Consider the following 16,384-nt stretch of genomic DNA (forward strand, 5'->3'; position numbering starts at 1 on the left):
CCCGACGACCGTCAAATACTGGCAGAACCGGCCTTGGCTGTCATTATTTATTCCGGAGCTCGAAAAAAATTCACGAGGACATCAAAATACATCAGAATCGACGTTGACAGCGTTCCGACGATGGACCAGTGTTTTTTCGAGGCTCGAAAAAATAGAGCCTTTGTGCCGGCCTACGGGCCTGTTTGGTCGCGCCATACGCGGCGCAGGGAGGATTAAGATGAAGAGATTCACAGCCGCCATCCTGGCGGGTGTCGCCATGTCGCTGACGCTCGCGTCGGTCGCGCAGGCGAAGGACAAGGTCATCGGCGTTTCCTGGTCGAACTTCCAGGAAGAGCGCTGGAAGACCGACGAGGCCGCCATGAAGAAGGCGATCGAAGCCGCCGGCGACAAGTATATTTCCGCCGACGCCCAGTCCAATCCCGGCAAGCAGCTCACCGACGTCGAGAGCCTGATCTCCCAGGGCGCCAATTCGCTGATCATCCTGGCGCAGGACGCCTCCGCCATCGGCCCGGCGGTGCAGAAGGCGCTCGACGAAGGCATTCCGGTCGTCGGCTATGACCGCCTGATCGAGAACAAGGACGTCTTCTATCTGACCTTCGACAACAAGGAAGTCGGCCGCATGCAGGCCCGCGAAGTGTTCAAGGTGAAGCCGGAAGGCAACTACGTCTTCATCAAGGGCTCGGGTGCCGATCCGAATGCCGATTTCCTGTTCTCGGGCTCCATGGAAGTGCTCAAGGACGCCATCGACAGCGGCAAGATCAAGAATGTCGGCGAAGCCTATACGGATGGCTGGCTGCCGGCCAATGCGCAGAAGAACATGGAGCAGTTCCTGACCGCCAACGACAACAAGGTCGACGCGGTCGTCGCGGCCAATGACGGCACTGCCGGCGGCGTCGTCGCGGCGCTGACGGCTCAAGGCCTGGCCGGTACCGTTCCGGTCTCGGGCCAGGACGGCGACCACGCGGCGCTGAACCGCATCGCGCTCGGCACGCAGACCGTGTCGGTGTGGAAGGACGCGCGTGAACTCGGCAAGAATGCCGCCGAGATCGCCTCGCAGCTGGCCGACGGCAAGAAGATGACCGATATCGCCGGCGTCAAGGACTTCACAACGCCCGGTGGGAACACCGTCAAATCGCTGTTCCTGACCCCGGTTGCGATCACCAAGGACAATCTCAACGTCGTCATCGACGCCGGCTGGATCAAGAAAGACGAGGTCTGTGCCGGCGTCGCGGCGGGCAGCGTAGCGGCCTGCAACTGATCTTCCATTTCATGCGATGAACGCCGCGGCTGCCAAGCCGCGGCGTTTTTTCAAGAAAATTTGTTTTTCCGCCCCGGGCGGGTAACTTCTAGGCTGGCTTCCGGCATCCCGCATCGGACGGGCAGGCCGGTGGGAGAAAATCATGACCGATACGACGTCCAACCCGCAGGCCGACACCGCGCGTGCGTCGGAACTCGGCGCCGTCGCCCGGTTCCTTAAGGCGACCGAGATCGACACGCGCATGCTCGGCATGATCGGCGCGCTGCTGCTGATCTGGATCGGGTTGCATGTCTTGTCCAGCCTGCGTCTCGGCGTCAATCCGCTCGATTTCGACAGCCGTACCTTTCTCACGCCGCGCAATCTGTGGAACCTGTCGGTGCAGACCTCGGCCGTCGCCATCATGGCCTGCGGCATGGTGCTGGTCATCGTCATGCGCAATATCGATCTGTCCGTCGGTTCCGCCGAAGGGTTGATCGGCATGGTCATGGGCTTCGCCCAGGTGCATTTCCTAGTGCGCTTCGTCGGGCTTGAGCTTGGCAACCCATGGATCTGGGTGCTGGCGCTGGTCATCGGCCTGGTGCTCGGTCTGTTGATCGGCGCCTTCCAGGGCTTTGTCATCGCCTATCTCGAAGTGCCGGCCTTTATCGTGACGCTGGGCGGGCTTCTGGTCTGGCGCGGTGCGGCATGGTGGGTTACCAGCGGCCAGACGGTGGCGCCGCTCAACGCGACGTTCCAGCTGATGGGCGGCGGCCCGGCCGGATCGATCGGCGCGACCTGGAGCTGGGTGGTCGGTATCGCCGCCTGCCTTGCGGTGGTGCTTGCGCTGTTCAACGGGCGGGTACAGCGCAAGCGCTTCCGTTTCCCGCTGCGTCCGATCTGGGCCGAGACGCTGATCGGCGTGGTGACCTGCGCCGTCATCATGGGCGCGGTTTGGCTGGCCAATTCCTATCCGTGGCCAGTCGGCATCGTGAACAGATATGCAGCCGCCAACAACATAACCGTGCCCGAGGGCGGCCTGTTCATCGCCCACGGCATCGCCATACCGGTGCTGATGGCCATCGCCGTCGGGCTGGTCATGACCTTCATCACCAAACGCACCCGTTTCGGCCGCTATGTCTTTGCCATCGGCGGCAATCCGGAAGCAGCCAACCTCGCCGGCATCAACACGCGCTGGATCACGATGAAAGTGTTCATGATCATGGGCGTGCTGGCCACGATCGCCGCCGCGATCTCGTCAGCCCGGCAGAACTCGGCCACCAACGTGCTCGGAACGCTCGATGAATTGCTGGTGATCGCGGCGGCCGTCATCGGCGGCACATCGCTCGCCGGCGGTTCGGGAACTATCATCGGCGCCATGCTGGGCGCGCTTTTGATGCAGTCGCTGCAATCCGGCATGGTGCTGCTTGGCGTCGACTCGCCGCTGCAGAGCATCGTCGTCGGCGCCGTGCTGGTCATCGCGGTGTGGCTCGACACCGTCTATCGCAAACGCGTTTGAGGGAGGAGGACAATCATGGCTGACAGGATCGCTCCCGCCGGCAACCCGCTGGTCGACATGCGCAACATCTCAATCGCGTTCGGCGGCATTCGCGCCGTCGACGATGCCTCGATCGATCTTTTCCCCGGCGAGGTCGTGGCCCTGCTCGGCCATAACGGCGCCGGCAAGTCGACACTGATCAAGATCCTGTCGGGCGCCTACAAGCGTGACGCGGGCCAAATCTTCGTCAACGGCGAAGAGGCTTCGATCTCCAACCCGCGCGATGCCAAGAAATACGGCATCGAGACGATCTACCAGACCCTAGCGCTCGCCGACAATGTCGACGCCGCCGCCAACCTGTTCCTCGGCCGCGAGCTGAGGACCGCCTGGGGCACGCTCGATGATGTCGCCATGGAGGCCGAGGCGCGCAAGGTGATGGGCAGGCTCAATCCCCGCTTCCAGCGCTTCAAGGAGCCGGTGATCAAGCTGTCGGGCGGACAGCGGCAGTCGGTGGCGATCGCACGCGCGATCCTGTTCAACGCCCGCATCCTGATCATGGACGAGCCGACGGCAGCACTTGGACCGCAGGAAACGGCCCAGGTCGGGGAACTGGTCAGGCAGCTCAAGTCCGACGGCATCGGCATCTTCCTGATCAGCCATGACATTCACGACGTATTCGAACTGGCCGACCGGGTGTGCGTCATGAAAAACGGCCAGGTCGTCGGCACTGCCCGCACCACCGATGTGACCCAGGACGAGGTGCTGGGCATGATCATCCTGGGCAAATGTCCGCCTGGCGCCATTCCCGGACCAGGCGCGTTGAAGATCGCTGCCTGAAGCCTGCTGGCCTGAGCCCGTTACCGATCTGCCGATCAGGTGATATGCCAGCCGGCGGGATGGCTTGGCCTTGCCATTGTGTTGACCGGGCGACTTGCCCATAAAGGGCTCACATGCTGATAGGCCGCATTATCCGTTGAAGAAGCTTTTTCCAATCGTCGCTTTCGTTGCCGTTGCGCTGATCAGCATGACAATGGCGGGGTTCGCCTATTTCGCGACGCAAGAGGCGGCTCGCATCAAGTTCGACGCGACCGCGGACGATGCGCTCAACCGTATCGAGAGCCGGATCGACCTGCAGCTGTCGCTGCTGCGCTCGTCGCAAGCCTTGTTCGACGCCCGCAATGGCGACATCTCGCAGAGCGAGTTCAAAGCGTTCTTCAATGCCCTCAATGTCGATACCAATTTCGCCGGCCTGCGCGGCATCGGCTTTCTCCGGCTGGTGAAAGCAGGCGACGAGGCGACGGTCGAGCGCGACATGCTGCATGACCAGGGCACCAGGCGTGCGATCTATCCGGACACCACCCAGCCATGGCGGACGCCCGTTGTGCTGTTCGAGCCGCTCGACCCGTCCAATAAGGCCAGCATCGGCTATGACATGTTCACCGAGCCCGTGCGGCGCGCGGCAATCGAGAAGGCAATGGCAGATGACCAGCAGCACGCGAGCGGGCTGGTGCAACTCGGCCAGGGCACGGGCGCGGCGCAGACCTTCACCGGCTTTCTCGTGTTCGTGCGGCTCAACGTCGAGACCGCACCTGATGCCATAAACGCATCGCGGTCCTCGACGGTAGGCTTTCTCTACGCGGCCTTCCGGGCCAGGGAGCTGTTCCAGATCGCGCTCAGCCGCGCGCCGCTGCTGCCGGTCAACACCGAAATCTACGATGGCGGGGTCGATCCGGATCATCTGCTGTTCCGGTCGGAGACACCGCCCGTCTCGGGCTTTGGCGACAGGCTGCTGGTCACCCGCAAGATCAGCGTGGCGGGCCGGCCGTGGACCGTGCAGTTCAGGCCGACAAGCGCCTTCTCGCAGCCATCGTCGCGGGCCATCCCGGTCATGCTCGGCCTGTTCGGGCTGCTGCTGGCTGGCGCCATCGCGCTCGTCGCGCGCTATCAGGAGCGAGCCTACGAGGCAGCGTCGCTGCTGCATGAGACGACGGAAAAGAGCCTGCTCGAAAAGGATTTGATGCTGCAGGAGATGAAGCATCGCATCAAGAATTCGATCACGCGAGTGCTGGCGATCGCGCGCCAGACCGCGTCACGTGCCAGCGACGTCAATGAGTTCTCGGCATCTTTCTCGGCCCGGCTGCAGGCAATGGCCGCGTCCCAGGACATGCTGACGCGCTCGCGCTGGCAGAAGGCGGATCTCGGCGATCTCCTGCGCATCGAGCTTGGCCAAGTGTTCGGAAAGGAGCTGCCGGAAGAGCTTTTGTCCGGGCCGGAGGTGCTGCTTGACGAAACCACGACGCAGGCACTGGGCCTCACCTTCCACGAACTGGCAACGAATGCGCTGAAATATGGCGAGGCCGGCAATACGGTCGGCGCCCTCAGGATCGAATGGTCGGTCGAAGGGCGCGGGCGTGACCGGGTCTTGGCTCTGAGCTGGCAGGAAACCGGGCAGAAGAAGGTCGACGCGCCGGCCACGACCGGCTTCGGCACCAAATTGATCGACCTCAATGTCACGCGTGAGCTGCGTGGCACGATCCACCGCGATTATCGCGATGACGGATTGAATGTGGAAATCAGGATTCCGCTGCCGGCGTGAATGCCATCGGGCCTTGGCGGAATCGCTCCAGGCTTCACGCGGCGGCCAATAAATTGCCGCACCGCTGCCGGGTTCGCGAATGAGCCCGACAGCGCGCGATTCAAGTTGCTCGGAGCGGTTCAGCGTCTGATAGATCGCCGATCCGCTCCTTGCTCGCAATTCCGGCGGGAAAACCGCTCCGCGCTTTTCCCGCCCGAATTGCTTAGTTGCAGCGAGCCGTGTAGATGCGACCCCGATGATCGCGATACTGGCAGTATCCATTGCGCAGGTTGCGGACCAGCAGGCCGGAGCCGGCACCGACGGCCGCGCCGATCAGCGCGCCCTTGCCGCCGCCGACCAAGCCGCCCACGCCGGCGCCGATCAAGCCGCCGCCGACGACATCCTGCTCGGTCGAGGTACAGCCGCTGACGGCGACCACGGCAGCCATGGCAATAAGAATTTTCCGCATAGGGTCACTCCTCACTTCGTGTCCTCACTTTAATAAGCTCCAGCCGTCACTTAGCATGAAAAAACGACCTTTGCTGCTCCAATTTATTGTTGGTGAAGAGAGTCTTTTTCTGGGCGCAGCTTTCCGATGCCTCGGCCGCCGAAAAACCCGAGCGATGTGCGCGCGCGAACGTGGGGGCGGGATCAGGCCAGCTGGGACAGGGCGATCAGGACAATTGCCGCGGCCAACGCCGGAGCGACGATGGGCAGGATGCCATGAGCAACCGGCGATGCCGTGGATGTCTCGGGATCCTGGATTTCGCCCATCGAAATGCGAGCGGCATGCTCGAGTCTGTTGATATCGGCGACCGTCAAGGCGCTCCTCCCCACTATGCTGCGGCAAAGCCCTCGAAAGCATGCTCGTCGGCTCGGCAGTTCCATCGGTATCTGGCAAAAACAGCATCTGCTTCTATGGTGAACAGCCGGTTAAAAAATGGCGGTCGCCTACTCCGTCTCGAAATTGCCGTGCGGAACAACGAGATGGTATTCGAGGCGACCATCCGCGATCTCGAGGCGCGCCGTTCCGTTCAGGGAAGAGGGCACTACGCGTTCCAGTGCGACGCTGCCGAAGCGCTTTTTGCCCTCTTGGTTGCTGTCGGTTCCTATGGTTTCGGCCCAGGTCAGCGACAGGGCAATGCCGCCATCGGCGGCGGTGTCGAGGACGGCGGTCACTTCGACGAAGCCCTCCGGCCGCGACAGGGCGCCATAGCTGACCGAGTTGACGGCCAGTTCATGCATCGCAAGGCCGATATGCAGCGCGGCGTTGGGGTTGAGGTAAGGATTTGCGCCGCGGAAGCGAAGGCTGTGCGACGCGTCCGTCCCGTAGCGGCCGACCTGACCGGCGACGAGTTCGCGAAGGGCAGCACCGCGCCAGTTGGAGGAGGTTACCAAATCCTGGGAGGAGGCCAGCGACTGGAGCCGGCCGCGAAAGCGGGTCAGGAAATCGCCGATGCTGTCGGAATAGCGTCCCGTCTGGGTGGCGATGCTCTGGATGATTGCCAGCAAATTCTTCGAGCGGTGCGTGACTTCGCGCAACAGCGTCGTCAGCGTCTGTTCGCGGCGTCGCTGCTCGGTCGTCTCGACCATGGTGGTGACGACACCTTGCACGTCGCCGGCCTCGCCATGGTCGGCGTCGATCCAGACCTGAAACCAGCGCATGCCGTCCTCCATCGGGACGCCGATCTCGAGGCGCTGCGGATCGCCGCTTGCGACGACGTTGCGCTTGGCAGCGCCAATGCGGTCGGCCTGTGCCGGCGGCAGGATGCCGTCGCCCTCGCTGCTGTCGGCGGCCCAGGGCGCACGCATGTTCCGCGCCCAGACCGTTTTCATGTCGCGGTCCTGGTAGAGGACGGAAATGCCGGCATTGTGGAGTGCGTGGAGAAGCGCCCGGCCAAGTTGCATGCCGCTTTCGGCGGGATGCAGGGCGATGACCTCGTCCCCCCGCTCGTTCTTCTTGGTATCTCGAGCCCTGGAACGCATCCGACCTGTTCACCCAACTCAGGCTGAACGGCTCACCGTCCAATGGGTTCCAAGGCAGGTTTTACGGGAACCAGACGCCCAAAAGCGGTCCGCCGGGCGGCGTCCTTGTGGGACACCACCCGGCGGTGGCTGGAAACCGTTTGAGGGGTGCGGCTTCCAGTGTTCGCCTGATAACCCTCAGGCCCGTCTGAACAGGCCGGCGAGAAGCGAAATGATGAGGAAAGCGAGAAAGATGAAGAACAATATCTGCGCTATCCCGGCAGATGTACCGGCAATGCCGCCGAAACCAAGCGCGCCGGCGATGATTGCCACGACGAGAAATACGAGCGCCCAGTAAAGCATGGTTCCATCTCCTTCCAACTATGTGAGAAAAACGTGGGTGGATGCGGTTTGTTCCACTTTTTGCCGAAAAAGACGATCCCCCCGCGCACCATCGTGGCGCGGAAAAGCAAGGCGCGGCCAGCGGAACCTTCCGGCTGGTCGCGCCCTGCTTTTGCGCGCGTTTGCGACTTCAGTTGCGCATGGCTATGCGGCTGCTTTCGCCTGCCGGTCGAAGAACAGAGCCTGGCTGATCAACGCCTTGACCATGTCCGGGTTGAACGGCTTCGTCACCAGGAAAGCCGGTTCGGGCCGCTCGCCGGTCAGGAGACGCTCGGGAAAGGCGGTGATGAAGATCACCGGCACGGAAGTCGACGACAGAATCTCGTTCACCGCCTCGATGCCCGAACTGCCGTCGGCGAGTTGGATGTCCGCGAGCACCATCTTCGGCCGCGTCTTGCCGAACATCGTCACCGCTTCGGCATGGGTGCGGGCGGTGCCGACGACCCGATGGCCCAGGCTCTCGACCATCTCCTCTATATCCATGGCGATCAGCGGTTCATCCTCGATGATCAGCACGTCGGTCGCCACCTGGCGGGAAATCTCGTTGCTCGCCTGGGCAAGCAGTTCTGAGAATTCCTGTTCGCCGACGCCAAGAATTTCGGCCGCCTCATCCTCGCTGAAACCCTCGACGGCCACCAGAAGGAAGGCCTGGCGGGGAAGCGGCGCGATCGCATTGAGATTGGCCGCGGCGCGCTGTTCCCATGCCGATTGCGCCTGTTCTTGTGGAACGCGGATGGCGACGGACGTGAACAGTTTGGCGAAGACCTTGTACAGCGCGATTCGGTCGCTAGATGCCTCGGGAAAAATGTCGACATCGGCGATGATGGCCTCGAGCATCGCGGCAACCAGCGCGTCGCCGCTCTCCTGCGATCCCGATACGGCACGCGAGAAGCGGCGCAGGAACGGCAGGTGCGGAGCGATGGTGGCGGATAAACTCATGACGGACGTCTCCCTCAGATGACGTGATTGACTAAAAATGCAGGTCAAGCCCCATTGCAAGCCCCAACGACACAAACGCGGGCTTTCGCAAAAAGTTCCGGCCCCGGGAACTAATACGCCTGAACGGCGTTTGAATTGGGGATGGGCAACCAGACGAGGATGCCGCTTGTGTTGTGTTGAGTTATGTTGAGCGGCTATGGGGCTGGATTAAAGGGCGAAATGAAGGAAATGACGAAAGATGTCTTGACTGGCGCCTCAATCAGGCGCCGGAACGGCGTGGGCGACCCGCTCGGGCCGAATTCCGAAATCGGACGCAAACTCAAGCAGTATTACGACGAGCTGGTCTCCGACGATGTGCCGGATCGTTTCGCGCAGTTGCTCAGCCAACTGGAGCGGGCCGAGCCCGCACAGAAAAAGGACTGAGGCATGGCAACGGTCTCACAAGGCTTCAAGACCGATCTGCTTGGGGCAATACCGAGCTTGCGTGCCTTCGCAGTGTCACTGACGCAGAATGCCGACAAGGCCGACGACCTCGTGCAGGAAACGCTGGTCAAGGCCTGGGACAAGCATGAGAGCTTTCAGCCCGGTACCAACCTGAAGGCATGGCTCTTCACCATCCTGCGCAACGAGTTCTATTCGCAGATGCGCAAACGCGGCCGCGAGGTGCAGGACAGCGACGGCATCATGACAGCCAGGCTTGCGGTGCATCCCGCCCAGCACGGCCAGCTCGACCTCAAGGATTTCCGCGGTGCGCTCGAGCAACTGCCCGAAGACCAGCGCGAGGCCATCATCCTCATCGGCGCCTCGGGCTTCTCTTACGAGGAGGCGGCCGAGATTTGCGGTTGCGCGGTCGGGACGATCAAGAGCCGCGTCAGCCGAGCCCGCACGCGCCTGCAGGAGATACTGAAAATCTCCGGCGAAGACGAGTACGGTCCCGATGCGATCTCAGCACAGGTCACGGGCACGGCGGCGCACTAAAAAAGCGTCGCATCGAAACGGCTGACAGAATCGCCATCGCATCCGCTCTGACTCTTACGCGACGCGACGCGACGTCGTCAGGCGGGCGGGACTCGTCCGCAGGCCCGGGCCACCGCTTCCACAAGATCTTCGCCCGAATAAGGTTTGCTGACCAGCCTTATCCCTGGAAAGGCAACCTTGATCTCGTCCGCATCCGAATAACCGGAGGCAAAGACGAAGGGCACGCCCGTTTCACGCAGGCGCGATGCAAAGTCGAAAGTCGGAGTGCCCCCCAGCATGAGGTCGACGATCGCCGCATCGAATTGGGTGGCAACCTGTCGACCATCGATCTCGGCCAGGTCGCGGACAAGCACTACGTCGTCGGCGCCGTGATCACGGCAAAGCTGCTCGACATCCATGGCGATGAGAAATTCATCTTCCAGGACAAGAATGCGCAATCCGTCAAGCAAAGGCGACACAGGCAATGGCTCCTTGAAACGCAGCGAGTCATGATCGCTATTTGACGCGCTGTCATTTAAAAAAGACATGCCACCGCAGCGGCTGAGCCCGCGGTTCTCGAGGAGCGGTCGAAATGTCAATCCAGAACGGCCTTGCTTCCTCCAGCCGCCGGTATGATTGCGAGAATTGCCCGCTGCGGCCGCTGCCGGGTTTCCGCAAATTCGAGAGATCGGAACTGGCCTTCATCGACAAATTGAAGAAAGGCGAGCTCGCGGTCGACAAGGGCGCAACGGTGCTGGTGGAAGGACGCCGCAGCACTCATCTCTACACGGTGCTGTCGGGCTGGGCTTTCCGCTACAAGCTGTTGTCGGATGGCCGCCGTCAAATCCTCAACTACGCCATCCCTGGAGATCTCATCGGGCTGCAAGGCAGCGTGATGGGCGAAATGCAGCATTCCGTCGAAGCCTTGTCGCCGATGCTGCTTTGCGTGTTCGAGCGGGAGTCCCTGCATGAGCTTTTCCGCAACCATCCGGGCCTGGCCTATGACATCACCTGGATCGCGTCGCGCGAGGAGCGGATGCTGGATGAGAACCTGCTCAGCGTCGGCCGCCGCAGCGCGATCGAGCGCACCGCCTATCTCATCGCCTTCATCGGCAGCCGGGCCAAGGCCGTTGGCCTCAATGGCGGGCGGCTCACCCGGATCGCGTTCACGCAGCAGCACATCGCCGATACGCTCGGGCTGTCGTTGGTCCATACCAACAAGACGATTCGCAAACTGATGGATCGCAAGCTGATCGCTTGGCGCGATGGCGGCTGCGAGATCATCGATCATGAAGGGTTGAAGCAGCTTGCTGGCTGGGAGGGGCTGGGCAAGGAACGACGGCCACTGATCTGATCGGATGCAGGAGGCCCCGTTTTGAGCTAGGGTCCAGATCGATGGAACCGGGACGGCCTCAATCCATTGGATTGAGCGTGATCTTTTGGCAAACCGACACCCGCTTTGCGGGATCATGCCCGTTTATCCGAGGGGCTCGGAACCTTGAGACATGCAGCGCGTTGAAATCAAAGCAATCACAGGGAGTTAAGCGATGGCAGCTGCCGCAGGAAAGAACGCAAGCGAAGCGCGGGCGAACTCGGACCTCGAAGCCGATATCAGGCAGTTGAAGGCCGATATCGACAAGCTGACGAAGCAGCTGGCAAAGACAGGTGAGCATGGATACGGCACCGCCCGCCGTGCCGCCGCCGAAGGTGTCGAGCATCTGCGCGCCCAAGGCGAGGCAGCCTTTGATAGCCTGCGCAGCAACACCAGGGATATAGAGGCGCAGATAGCGGCAAGCGTGCGCGAGAAGCCGGTGACTTCATTGGCGATCGCCGCCGGCGTTGGCTTCCTGTTCGCGCTCCTGGCGCGCCGCTAGTCCCGCTCAAATGGGATTGCTGGCTTCCCTTGTCTCGGGCCTGGCTTCGGGCGAAACCGTTGCAGCCATGCGCCGCGCGCGCACGGCTGCAATTGTCTATGCGCTTGCCGCGCTCGCGGCGCTGTGCGGTCTCGGCTTCCTGATCGGGGCCGGCTATATATGGGCTGCGGACCGCTATGGGCCGCTCGCGGCGGCGTTGGGCTTCGGCGTCGGCTTTCTGATCGTCGCGGGCCTGATCTTGCTGATCTATCGCTTCTCGGCCGGCTCGCGCGCACGGCGCCGGGCAGAACGGCGCAAGGCGGACATGACCGCAATCGGGGTCACCGCCGCACTGGCCGCTCTGCCGGCGCTGCTCAAGGGAAAGGGCGGCCTCGGGGCCATTCTCGGTCCCGCCGTGGCGTTGGCGGCTTATGCCATCTACCGCGAGAACGTGAAACCAGGTCCCGGCGGGCCGGCTGGCGGCGATCCTGATTGAGGCTGACCGGATGAAGGCTGCGTCCGGATTAAAGCTGGGCCGGTCACTTGGAGAGATCCTCCAGCGGCATGGATATTTCGGCAAAGACGCCTTCCGGCCGGAACTCGTGCGCCACTTCGCTGGAGATGACCTTGGCCAGGCTGCGGCGGATCAGGATCGAGCCGAAACCGTGCCGCTCGGGCGGGGCAACCGCAGGACCGCCGCTTTCGCGCCAGGTCAAGACAAGGCGCCGGTCGCTTTTTCTGCCTTGTGTCTTCCAGCTCAGATCGACCTTGCCGGATGTTGCCGACAGCGACCCATATTGTAGGGCGTTGCTGGCCAGTTCGTGCAAGATCAGGCCCAGCCCCACTGCCTGGTCCGGCGACAGCAACAGATCGGGACCGGTGATCGTCATGCGCAGTTGCTCGGCGGTGTCGAAGGGCCTCACCTCGATCTGGATGAGTTCATGGATGCCGATGCCGCGCCATTCCCGGTCGGACAGGAGATTATGGGCAATGCCGAGTGCCTGGAGCCGGGCGCCGAAGGCTTCCAGGAAAGCGCTCGGCTGCCGGGCATGGCGCACGGTCTGCGTCGCCAGCGCCTGAACGGTCGCCAGCGTGTTCTTGACGCGATGATTGAGTTCGCGAAGCAGCAGCCTTTGCCTTTCCTCCCCAAGCTTGCGTTCGGATATGTCGTAATTGACCCCGAAGATCAGCGTCGGCTTGCCGTCGCCATCGCGCTCGATGACGCGGCCGCGCGTCGCCAGCCAGCGGGGTGGATGGAAGCCTTTCACGCGGTACTCGCCGAAATAGTCGTCGCCGCCGGCCAAGGCGTCGCGGAAGCGGGTTTCGGTTTGATAGACGTCGCGTGGATCTATTGCCATCAGGATGTCGCGCGCCCGCAACCGGTTCGATCGCGGCAGATTGAACAATTCCGGCAGCAAACCATCGCATTCGATCATGTCGGTGCGGATGTCCCAGGCCCAGCTGGCAAGCGATGCCGCGTCGAGCGCTATGGCGCGCCGTTTTTCTTCGCGAACCAGCGCCGCCTCGGCGATGGCGCCGCTGCGCGTCGCATCCTTCAGCGTGAACAGGCTGGCGGCTAGGCCGGCCAGCGCCTTCAACTGGTCGAGCCTGACGCGCGATGGAAAGGGACGGGGCTTGCGGTCGAAAACGCAGAGCGTTCCGATCCTGGCGCCGGCGACGGTCACCGGCGCGCCCGCAAAGAAGCGGATGTGATGCTTGCCCGTGACCAGTGAGTTGGCTTTAAAACGCGGATCCAAGGTCGCGTCGGGTACCACCATCAGTTCGCCGCCCGCGGCAATCGCATGGGCGGAGAAGGAGATGTCGGTTGCGGTCTCGATCTCGTCCAGGCCGACACGCGACTTGAACCATTGCCGCTCGACGTCGACGAGCGTAACCAGCGCGATCGGTGCGCGCATGGCGGCCGCGGCAAGGCGGCTGACGCCGTCGAAGTCGGCGTCAGCCATCGTATCCAGCGCCTGCAAGCCGTGCAGCACGGCCAGCCGGCCGGCGTCGTTGACGACGTGCATTACTTCGGCCGGAAGGCCCGGCGCCAATTTCGCCGCCTTGTTCACCAGCGCCCCCGACGCTTCCTCGCGAGCCCTCCGACTTCGCCTTCCCGACTTGCCGGCGAAGGGCTTGGCCAAACGCGGAACCTTCGTAGCAAGGAACCGTTACCCGAAGATGTTTTGCCAGAGACGCTCAACGCGTCCACATCGCATCGAGGCCGGCTATGCCCAAGACCATTCCTGAAAACAAAGCGCGTCAGGGACACTGGGGCTGGCACGGCTTGCGGATCCTGATTGCGGGACTTCTCCTGGCCTTTGTCGTTTGGGGCATCGTCGAGATTTACGGCGAGTACACGAAATCCCCGACCACCGAACAAGGCAGCGCTCCGAGCGGCTAGTCTTCTGTTCCTCGTCGGCTGCCCCTGCATCAGGCCGCCTTTGCCCGCATGGCGTGCCGCGGCACCAGCACGTTCAAGGCGCCCGGGTGGATTTCGATGGTAATTTCGTCCTCGAGCTTGATAAGTTCACCGTCGAGGACGGCGCGGTATTTCCTGGCCGCCGACCGGATCTTCAGCACAGCCCGCTCTGTCTGATGGATTTCGACATGTTCATTGTCCCGCCATTTGCCACGCGCGACGTTGAAGAAGAACTTGACCAGTTCGGCGCGCTGCCGCGCGACCGTGACATAAATGCCGAGCACGCCGCCCGCCGGATTGTCGGCAAAGGGCAGGTGACCCTCTCCAAACAGGTTGTTGGTGACGCCGACGCCGGTGGTTCGCGCCGTGATCTCGGCCTCGCCAATGGTCAGGGTGACCGTCATCGCCGGCGGATTCTTGATCGTCTGCCAAGCCGCTTTCGCGGATGCCCGCATCTTGCCCAGCCGGGAGCCGAACTCCATGTTCTGGCGTAGCTGCACCATCTTGGCGTGCATGCCGATCGAGAACTGATGCACGAAAGGCCGGCCATTGGCGGTGGCGATGTCCACCGCCATCACCTCGCCATCGGCGAAGGATCGCAAAGCCGCATCGAGCGTCTGCGGGATGCCGAGCCCGCGCGCGAAGAGGTTCATGGTGCCTGCGGGCAATATGGCCAGCGCCTTTTTCTTGCCCATCAGCCGCGCCGCCGCCGCCGATATCGTGCCATCGCCGCCGCCGGCGAGAATCACGTCGATGCCGCGACGCGAAGCCGCGTTGTCCAATGCCGGCACGATGTCCTTGCCGGCAACCACGTCGATATCGATGGAATGGCCTGCTGCCTCCAGCAGGTCGCGCATGCGATCGCGAAAGCCATCCAGGTCGAGGGTGCGCAAGGTGCCACCGTCCCGGTTCAGCACCGCCGCAAACCGCATGTCCCCTCCGTGTTCTCAAAAAAACTCCGAGCCGGAGAAGCTCCAGCCGTCGGCTGAACGGCGCAAGTGGCAAAAAGGTTCCGGATGATGCGGCGAATTTCCCTTTGCAGGACGCAAGTTGCGAGCCGCGTGTGCGGAGAATATGCGTCCTGGCTTTTGTCGGAACAATGGGCGCAGTCACGACGTTGTGATCAGGCGAATGCCGCGTTCGCCCGTCGCCGGTGACGGCGGAGGCCGGTGCGGCATGCATGAAATCAGGCACGAGGAGACACCATCATGATCCGCAATCTTTTAGCCACGACTGCTCTTGCCATGTTCGTGGCGACGGGCGCGCATGCGCAGACAACTCCGACACCGGCTGCGCCTGGCGCGGAGCAACCCGCCGCTCCTGTGGTGCACGCCGAGGGCAGCATCGCCACCAACATCATCGGTGAATCGGTTTATAACGGCACCGGCGACAATGCCGAGAATATCGGCAAAGTAACCGACATCGTCTTCGACAAGGACGGTCAGGCCAAATCCATAGTCATCGGCGTCGGGGGCTTTCTGGGCGTTGGGACGAAGAATGTCGCGTTCGATTACGACAAGCTGCAGTGGGCCGAGAAAAACGGCGACCGCTGGCTGGTCGCCCAGACGACCAAGGACCAGTTGACGGCGCAGCCGGAGTTCGACACCAAGCCCTATGCTCCGGCACCGGCCGCATCGACAGCGGCACAGGCGCCGTCAACATCCGCGCCGAGCGATACCGCCCAGGCGCCAGTCGACATGAACGCGGCTCCGGCGGAACCGGTGAAGCGCGCCGACGGCAATCTCGCCACCAATATCATCGGTGAGAGCGTCTATAACGGGACCGGCGACGATGCGCAGAACATCGGCAACGTCAACGACATCGTCCTGACCAAGGAAGGCAAGGCGCAATCACTGGTCATCGGCGTCGGCGGCTTCCTCGGCATCGGCGAGAAGAACGTCACCTATGATTTCGGCAAGGCCCAGTGGGCCGAGAAAAACGGCGACCGCTGGCTGGTGGCCCAAACCACCAAGGAAGAGCTGCAGGCATTGCCGGACTTCAACCGCAAGGCTTATGATCCGGCTCCGGTCACGACCGCATCCAACGCACCTGCTGCGTCCACCCCGGCCGTCGCGCCGACAACCAATACGGCTCCGATGGACAAGACGGCGCAGGCCCCGTCCGCCTCCACGCCTGATGCGACCGCTCCCGACCAGACGAAGACCGCAGCGATCGACAAATCCAAACTGACCGAAATGCCTGTCGGCGAGGTCAGGGGCGACGATCTCAAGGGTACCACAGTTTATGGCGCCAACGACGTCAAGGTCGGCGAGATCGGCGATGTCGTGCTGACGCCCGACAACAAGACCGACGCGGTCATCGTGGATGTCGGCGGTTTCCTCGGCGTCGGCGAGAAGGAAGTCGCCGTCGGCATGGACAACCTGAAATTCATGACCGACAAGGACGGTAACAAATATCTCTACACGACCTTCACCAAGGAGCAGCTCGAGGCCCAGGCCGCCTATGACAAAGGCAGCTATGCGCAGAACCGCGAGCAGCAGCGGATGATCGTGAGATAGCAACAACGGCAGTAGGGCAG

The 16,384-nt window shown here is 62.6% G+C and carries 19 protein-coding genes; 11 read left to right on the forward strand and 8 right to left on the reverse strand.

Annotation, left to right across the window (positions count from 1 at the left end; translation table 11 throughout):
* The first annotated feature begins 217 nt into the window (after positions 1 to 217).
* The 4 genes from xylF to FJ986_RS26735 all read left to right on the forward strand — a co-directional run bounded on the left by xylF (position 218) and on the right by FJ986_RS26735 (position 5,328).
* On the forward strand, positions 218 to 1,258 hold the full coding sequence (gene xylF / locus FJ986_RS26720; RefSeq protein ID WP_140500579.1) for a D-xylose ABC transporter substrate-binding protein: 1,041 nt from the start codon (positions 218 to 220) through the stop codon (positions 1,256 to 1,258).
* 142 nt (positions 1,259 to 1,400) lie between these two features.
* Positions 1,401 to 2,753: a sugar ABC transporter permease gene (locus FJ986_RS26725; protein ID WP_140561572.1), complete on the forward strand. Its 1,353-nt coding sequence runs from the start codon at positions 1,401 to 1,403 to the stop codon at positions 2,751 to 2,753.
* Between the two features lie 15 nt (positions 2,754 to 2,768).
* Positions 2,769 to 3,569 (forward strand): ATP-binding cassette domain-containing protein, encoded by an 801-nt coding sequence (locus FJ986_RS26730; RefSeq protein WP_140500582.1) that lies wholly within the window; start codon positions 2,769 to 2,771, stop codon positions 3,567 to 3,569.
* Positions 3,570 to 3,705: 136 nt separating this feature from the next.
* Positions 3,706 to 5,328: a CHASE domain-containing protein gene (locus FJ986_RS26735; protein WP_140676410.1), complete on the forward strand. Its 1,623-nt coding sequence runs from the start codon at positions 3,706 to 3,708 to the stop codon at positions 5,326 to 5,328.
* A gap of 202 nt (positions 5,329 to 5,530) precedes the next feature.
* Here the strand turns inward: FJ986_RS26735 and FJ986_RS26740 are convergent, their stop codons facing one another.
* The 5 genes from FJ986_RS26740 to FJ986_RS26755 all read right to left on the reverse strand — a co-directional run bounded on the left by FJ986_RS26740 (position 5,531) and on the right by FJ986_RS26755 (position 8,613).
* Positions 5,531 to 5,776 carry a YMGG-like glycine zipper-containing protein gene (locus tag FJ986_RS26740; RefSeq protein ID WP_140500585.1) on the reverse strand — a complete coding sequence of 82 codons (246 nt, stop codon included), beginning with the start codon at positions 5,774 to 5,776 and terminating at the stop codon, positions 5,531 to 5,533.
* Positions 5,777 to 5,958: 182 nt separating this feature from the next.
* Positions 5,959 to 6,129: a hypothetical protein gene (locus tag FJ986_RS30565; protein ID WP_181165419.1), complete on the reverse strand. Its 171-nt coding sequence runs from the start codon at positions 6,127 to 6,129 to the stop codon at positions 5,959 to 5,961.
* Between the two features lie 129 nt (positions 6,130 to 6,258).
* On the reverse strand, positions 6,259 to 7,293 hold the full coding sequence (locus tag FJ986_RS26745) for a PAS domain-containing sensor histidine kinase (protein ID WP_140500587.1): 1,035 nt from the start codon (positions 7,291 to 7,293) through the stop codon (positions 6,259 to 6,261).
* A 177-nt stretch (positions 7,294 to 7,470) separates the two neighbouring features.
* Positions 7,471 to 7,635, reverse strand: coding sequence for a DUF1328 domain-containing protein (locus FJ986_RS26750; protein WP_006203859.1), 165 nt, complete (start codon positions 7,633 to 7,635; stop codon positions 7,471 to 7,473).
* A gap of 183 nt (positions 7,636 to 7,818) precedes the next feature.
* Positions 7,819 to 8,613, reverse strand: a complete 795-nt coding sequence (locus tag FJ986_RS26755; protein WP_140500589.1) for a response regulator — start codon at positions 8,611 to 8,613, stop codon at positions 7,819 to 7,821.
* A 219-nt stretch (positions 8,614 to 8,832) separates the two neighbouring features.
* Here FJ986_RS26755 and FJ986_RS26760 point away from each other — a divergent pair, with 219 nt between their 5' ends.
* Both FJ986_RS26760 and FJ986_RS26765 read left to right on the forward strand, forming a co-directional pair.
* Positions 8,833 to 9,036 (forward strand): NepR family anti-sigma factor, encoded by a 204-nt coding sequence (locus FJ986_RS26760; RefSeq protein WP_181165418.1) that lies wholly within the window; start codon positions 8,833 to 8,835, stop codon positions 9,034 to 9,036.
* A 3-nt stretch (positions 9,037 to 9,039) separates the two neighbouring features.
* Positions 9,040 to 9,591: an RNA polymerase sigma factor gene (locus tag FJ986_RS26765; RefSeq protein ID WP_140500591.1), complete on the forward strand. Its 552-nt coding sequence runs from the start codon at positions 9,040 to 9,042 to the stop codon at positions 9,589 to 9,591.
* 77 nt (positions 9,592 to 9,668) lie between these two features.
* Here the strand turns inward: FJ986_RS26765 and FJ986_RS26770 are convergent, their stop codons facing one another.
* Positions 9,669 to 10,118, reverse strand: coding sequence for a response regulator (locus tag FJ986_RS26770; protein WP_140500637.1), 450 nt, complete (start codon positions 10,116 to 10,118; stop codon positions 9,669 to 9,671).
* 44 nt (positions 10,119 to 10,162) lie between these two features.
* On the opposite strand from FJ986_RS26770, the gene FJ986_RS26775 reads away from it, so the two are divergent.
* The 3 genes from FJ986_RS26775 (at position 10,163) to FJ986_RS26785 (ending at position 11,919) form a co-directional block, all read left to right on the forward strand.
* The gene (locus FJ986_RS26775) at positions 10,163 to 10,924 is read left to right on the forward strand and encodes a Crp/Fnr family transcriptional regulator (RefSeq protein ID WP_140525472.1); all 762 of its coding nucleotides are present in this window, start codon (positions 10,163 to 10,165) and stop codon (positions 10,922 to 10,924) included.
* Between the two features lie 193 nt (positions 10,925 to 11,117).
* Positions 11,118 to 11,444, forward strand: a complete 327-nt coding sequence (locus FJ986_RS26780) for a DUF883 family protein (RefSeq protein WP_140517891.1) — start codon at positions 11,118 to 11,120, stop codon at positions 11,442 to 11,444.
* A 10-nt stretch (positions 11,445 to 11,454) separates the two neighbouring features.
* Positions 11,455 to 11,919 carry a hypothetical protein gene (locus tag FJ986_RS26785; protein ID WP_140500594.1) on the forward strand — a complete coding sequence of 155 codons (465 nt, stop codon included), beginning with the start codon at positions 11,455 to 11,457 and terminating at the stop codon, positions 11,917 to 11,919.
* A 43-nt stretch (positions 11,920 to 11,962) separates the two neighbouring features.
* Here the strand turns inward: FJ986_RS26785 and FJ986_RS26790 are convergent, their stop codons facing one another.
* Positions 11,963 to 13,450, reverse strand: a complete 1,488-nt coding sequence (locus FJ986_RS26790; protein WP_181173497.1) for an HWE histidine kinase domain-containing protein — start codon at positions 13,448 to 13,450, stop codon at positions 11,963 to 11,965.
* 203 nt (positions 13,451 to 13,653) lie between these two features.
* Between FJ986_RS26790 and FJ986_RS30570 the strand changes: the two genes are divergently transcribed.
* Complete coding sequence (locus tag FJ986_RS30570; RefSeq protein WP_181165417.1) at positions 13,654 to 13,827, forward strand: hypothetical protein; 174 nt, start codon at positions 13,654 to 13,656, stop codon at positions 13,825 to 13,827.
* 29 nt (positions 13,828 to 13,856) lie between these two features.
* Here FJ986_RS30570 and FJ986_RS26795 read toward each other — a convergent pair whose 3' ends face one another.
* Positions 13,857 to 14,777: a diacylglycerol kinase family protein gene (locus FJ986_RS26795; RefSeq protein ID WP_140525473.1), complete on the reverse strand. Its 921-nt coding sequence runs from the start codon at positions 14,775 to 14,777 to the stop codon at positions 13,857 to 13,859.
* Positions 14,778 to 15,053: 276 nt separating this feature from the next.
* Between FJ986_RS26795 and FJ986_RS26800 the strand changes: the two genes are divergently transcribed.
* Entirely contained in the window at positions 15,054 to 16,364 is a 1,311-nt protein-coding gene (locus FJ986_RS26800) for a PRC-barrel domain-containing protein (RefSeq protein ID WP_140517892.1), read from the forward strand.
* The last annotated feature ends 20 nt before the right edge of the window (positions 16,365 to 16,384 follow it).

Source organism: Mesorhizobium sp. B1-1-1 (assembly GCF_006442955.1).
In the GTDB taxonomy this organism is placed as follows: domain Bacteria; phylum Pseudomonadota; class Alphaproteobacteria; order Rhizobiales; family Rhizobiaceae; genus Mesorhizobium.

What these genes read in the sequence shown, in the direction of transcription:
- xylF (WP_140500579.1), top strand. Translation starts at nt 218, where the DNA reads ATGAAGAGATTCACAGCCGCCATCCTGGCGGGTGTCGCCATGTCGCTG.
- FJ986_RS26785 (WP_140500594.1), top strand. Translation starts at nt 11,455, where the DNA reads ATGGGATTGCTGGCTTCCCTTGTCTCGGGCCTGGCTTCGGGCGAAACC.
- FJ986_RS26755 (WP_140500589.1), bottom strand. Translation starts at nt 8,613, where the DNA reads ATGAGTTTATCCGCCACCATCGCTCCGCACCTGCCGTTCCTGCGCCGC.
- FJ986_RS30570 (WP_181165417.1), top strand. Translation starts at nt 13,654, where the DNA reads ATGCCCAAGACCATTCCTGAAAACAAAGCGCGTCAGGGACACTGGGGC.
- FJ986_RS26775 (WP_140525472.1), top strand. Translation starts at nt 10,163, where the DNA reads ATGTCAATCCAGAACGGCCTTGCTTCCTCCAGCCGCCGGTATGATTGC.
- FJ986_RS26780 (WP_140517891.1), top strand. Translation starts at nt 11,118, where the DNA reads ATGGCAGCTGCCGCAGGAAAGAACGCAAGCGAAGCGCGGGCGAACTCG.
- FJ986_RS26770 (WP_140500637.1), bottom strand. Translation starts at nt 10,118, where the DNA reads ATGTCTTTTTTAAATGACAGCGCGTCAAATAGCGATCATGACTCGCTG.
- FJ986_RS26740 (WP_140500585.1), bottom strand. Translation starts at nt 5,776, where the DNA reads ATGCGGAAAATTCTTATTGCCATGGCTGCCGTGGTCGCCGTCAGCGGC.
- FJ986_RS26760 (WP_181165418.1), top strand. Translation starts at nt 8,833, where the DNA reads ATGAAGGAAATGACGAAAGATGTCTTGACTGGCGCCTCAATCAGGCGC.
- FJ986_RS26750 (WP_006203859.1), bottom strand. Translation starts at nt 7,635, where the DNA reads ATGCTTTACTGGGCGCTCGTATTTCTCGTCGTGGCAATCATCGCCGGC.
- FJ986_RS26795 (WP_140525473.1), bottom strand. Translation starts at nt 14,777, where the DNA reads ATGCGGTTTGCGGCGGTGCTGAACCGGGACGGTGGCACCTTGCGCACC.
- FJ986_RS26745 (WP_140500587.1), bottom strand. Translation starts at nt 7,293, where the DNA reads ATGCGTTCCAGGGCTCGAGATACCAAGAAGAACGAGCGGGGGGACGAG.
- FJ986_RS26790 (WP_181173497.1), bottom strand. Translation starts at nt 13,450, where the DNA reads ATGCACGTCGTCAACGACGCCGGCCGGCTGGCCGTGCTGCACGGCTTG.
- FJ986_RS26800 (WP_140517892.1), top strand. Translation starts at nt 15,054, where the DNA reads ATGATCCGCAATCTTTTAGCCACGACTGCTCTTGCCATGTTCGTGGCG.
- FJ986_RS26730 (WP_140500582.1), top strand. Translation starts at nt 2,769, where the DNA reads ATGGCTGACAGGATCGCTCCCGCCGGCAACCCGCTGGTCGACATGCGC.
- FJ986_RS26725 (WP_140561572.1), top strand. Translation starts at nt 1,401, where the DNA reads ATGACCGATACGACGTCCAACCCGCAGGCCGACACCGCGCGTGCGTCG.
- FJ986_RS26765 (WP_140500591.1), top strand. Translation starts at nt 9,040, where the DNA reads ATGGCAACGGTCTCACAAGGCTTCAAGACCGATCTGCTTGGGGCAATA.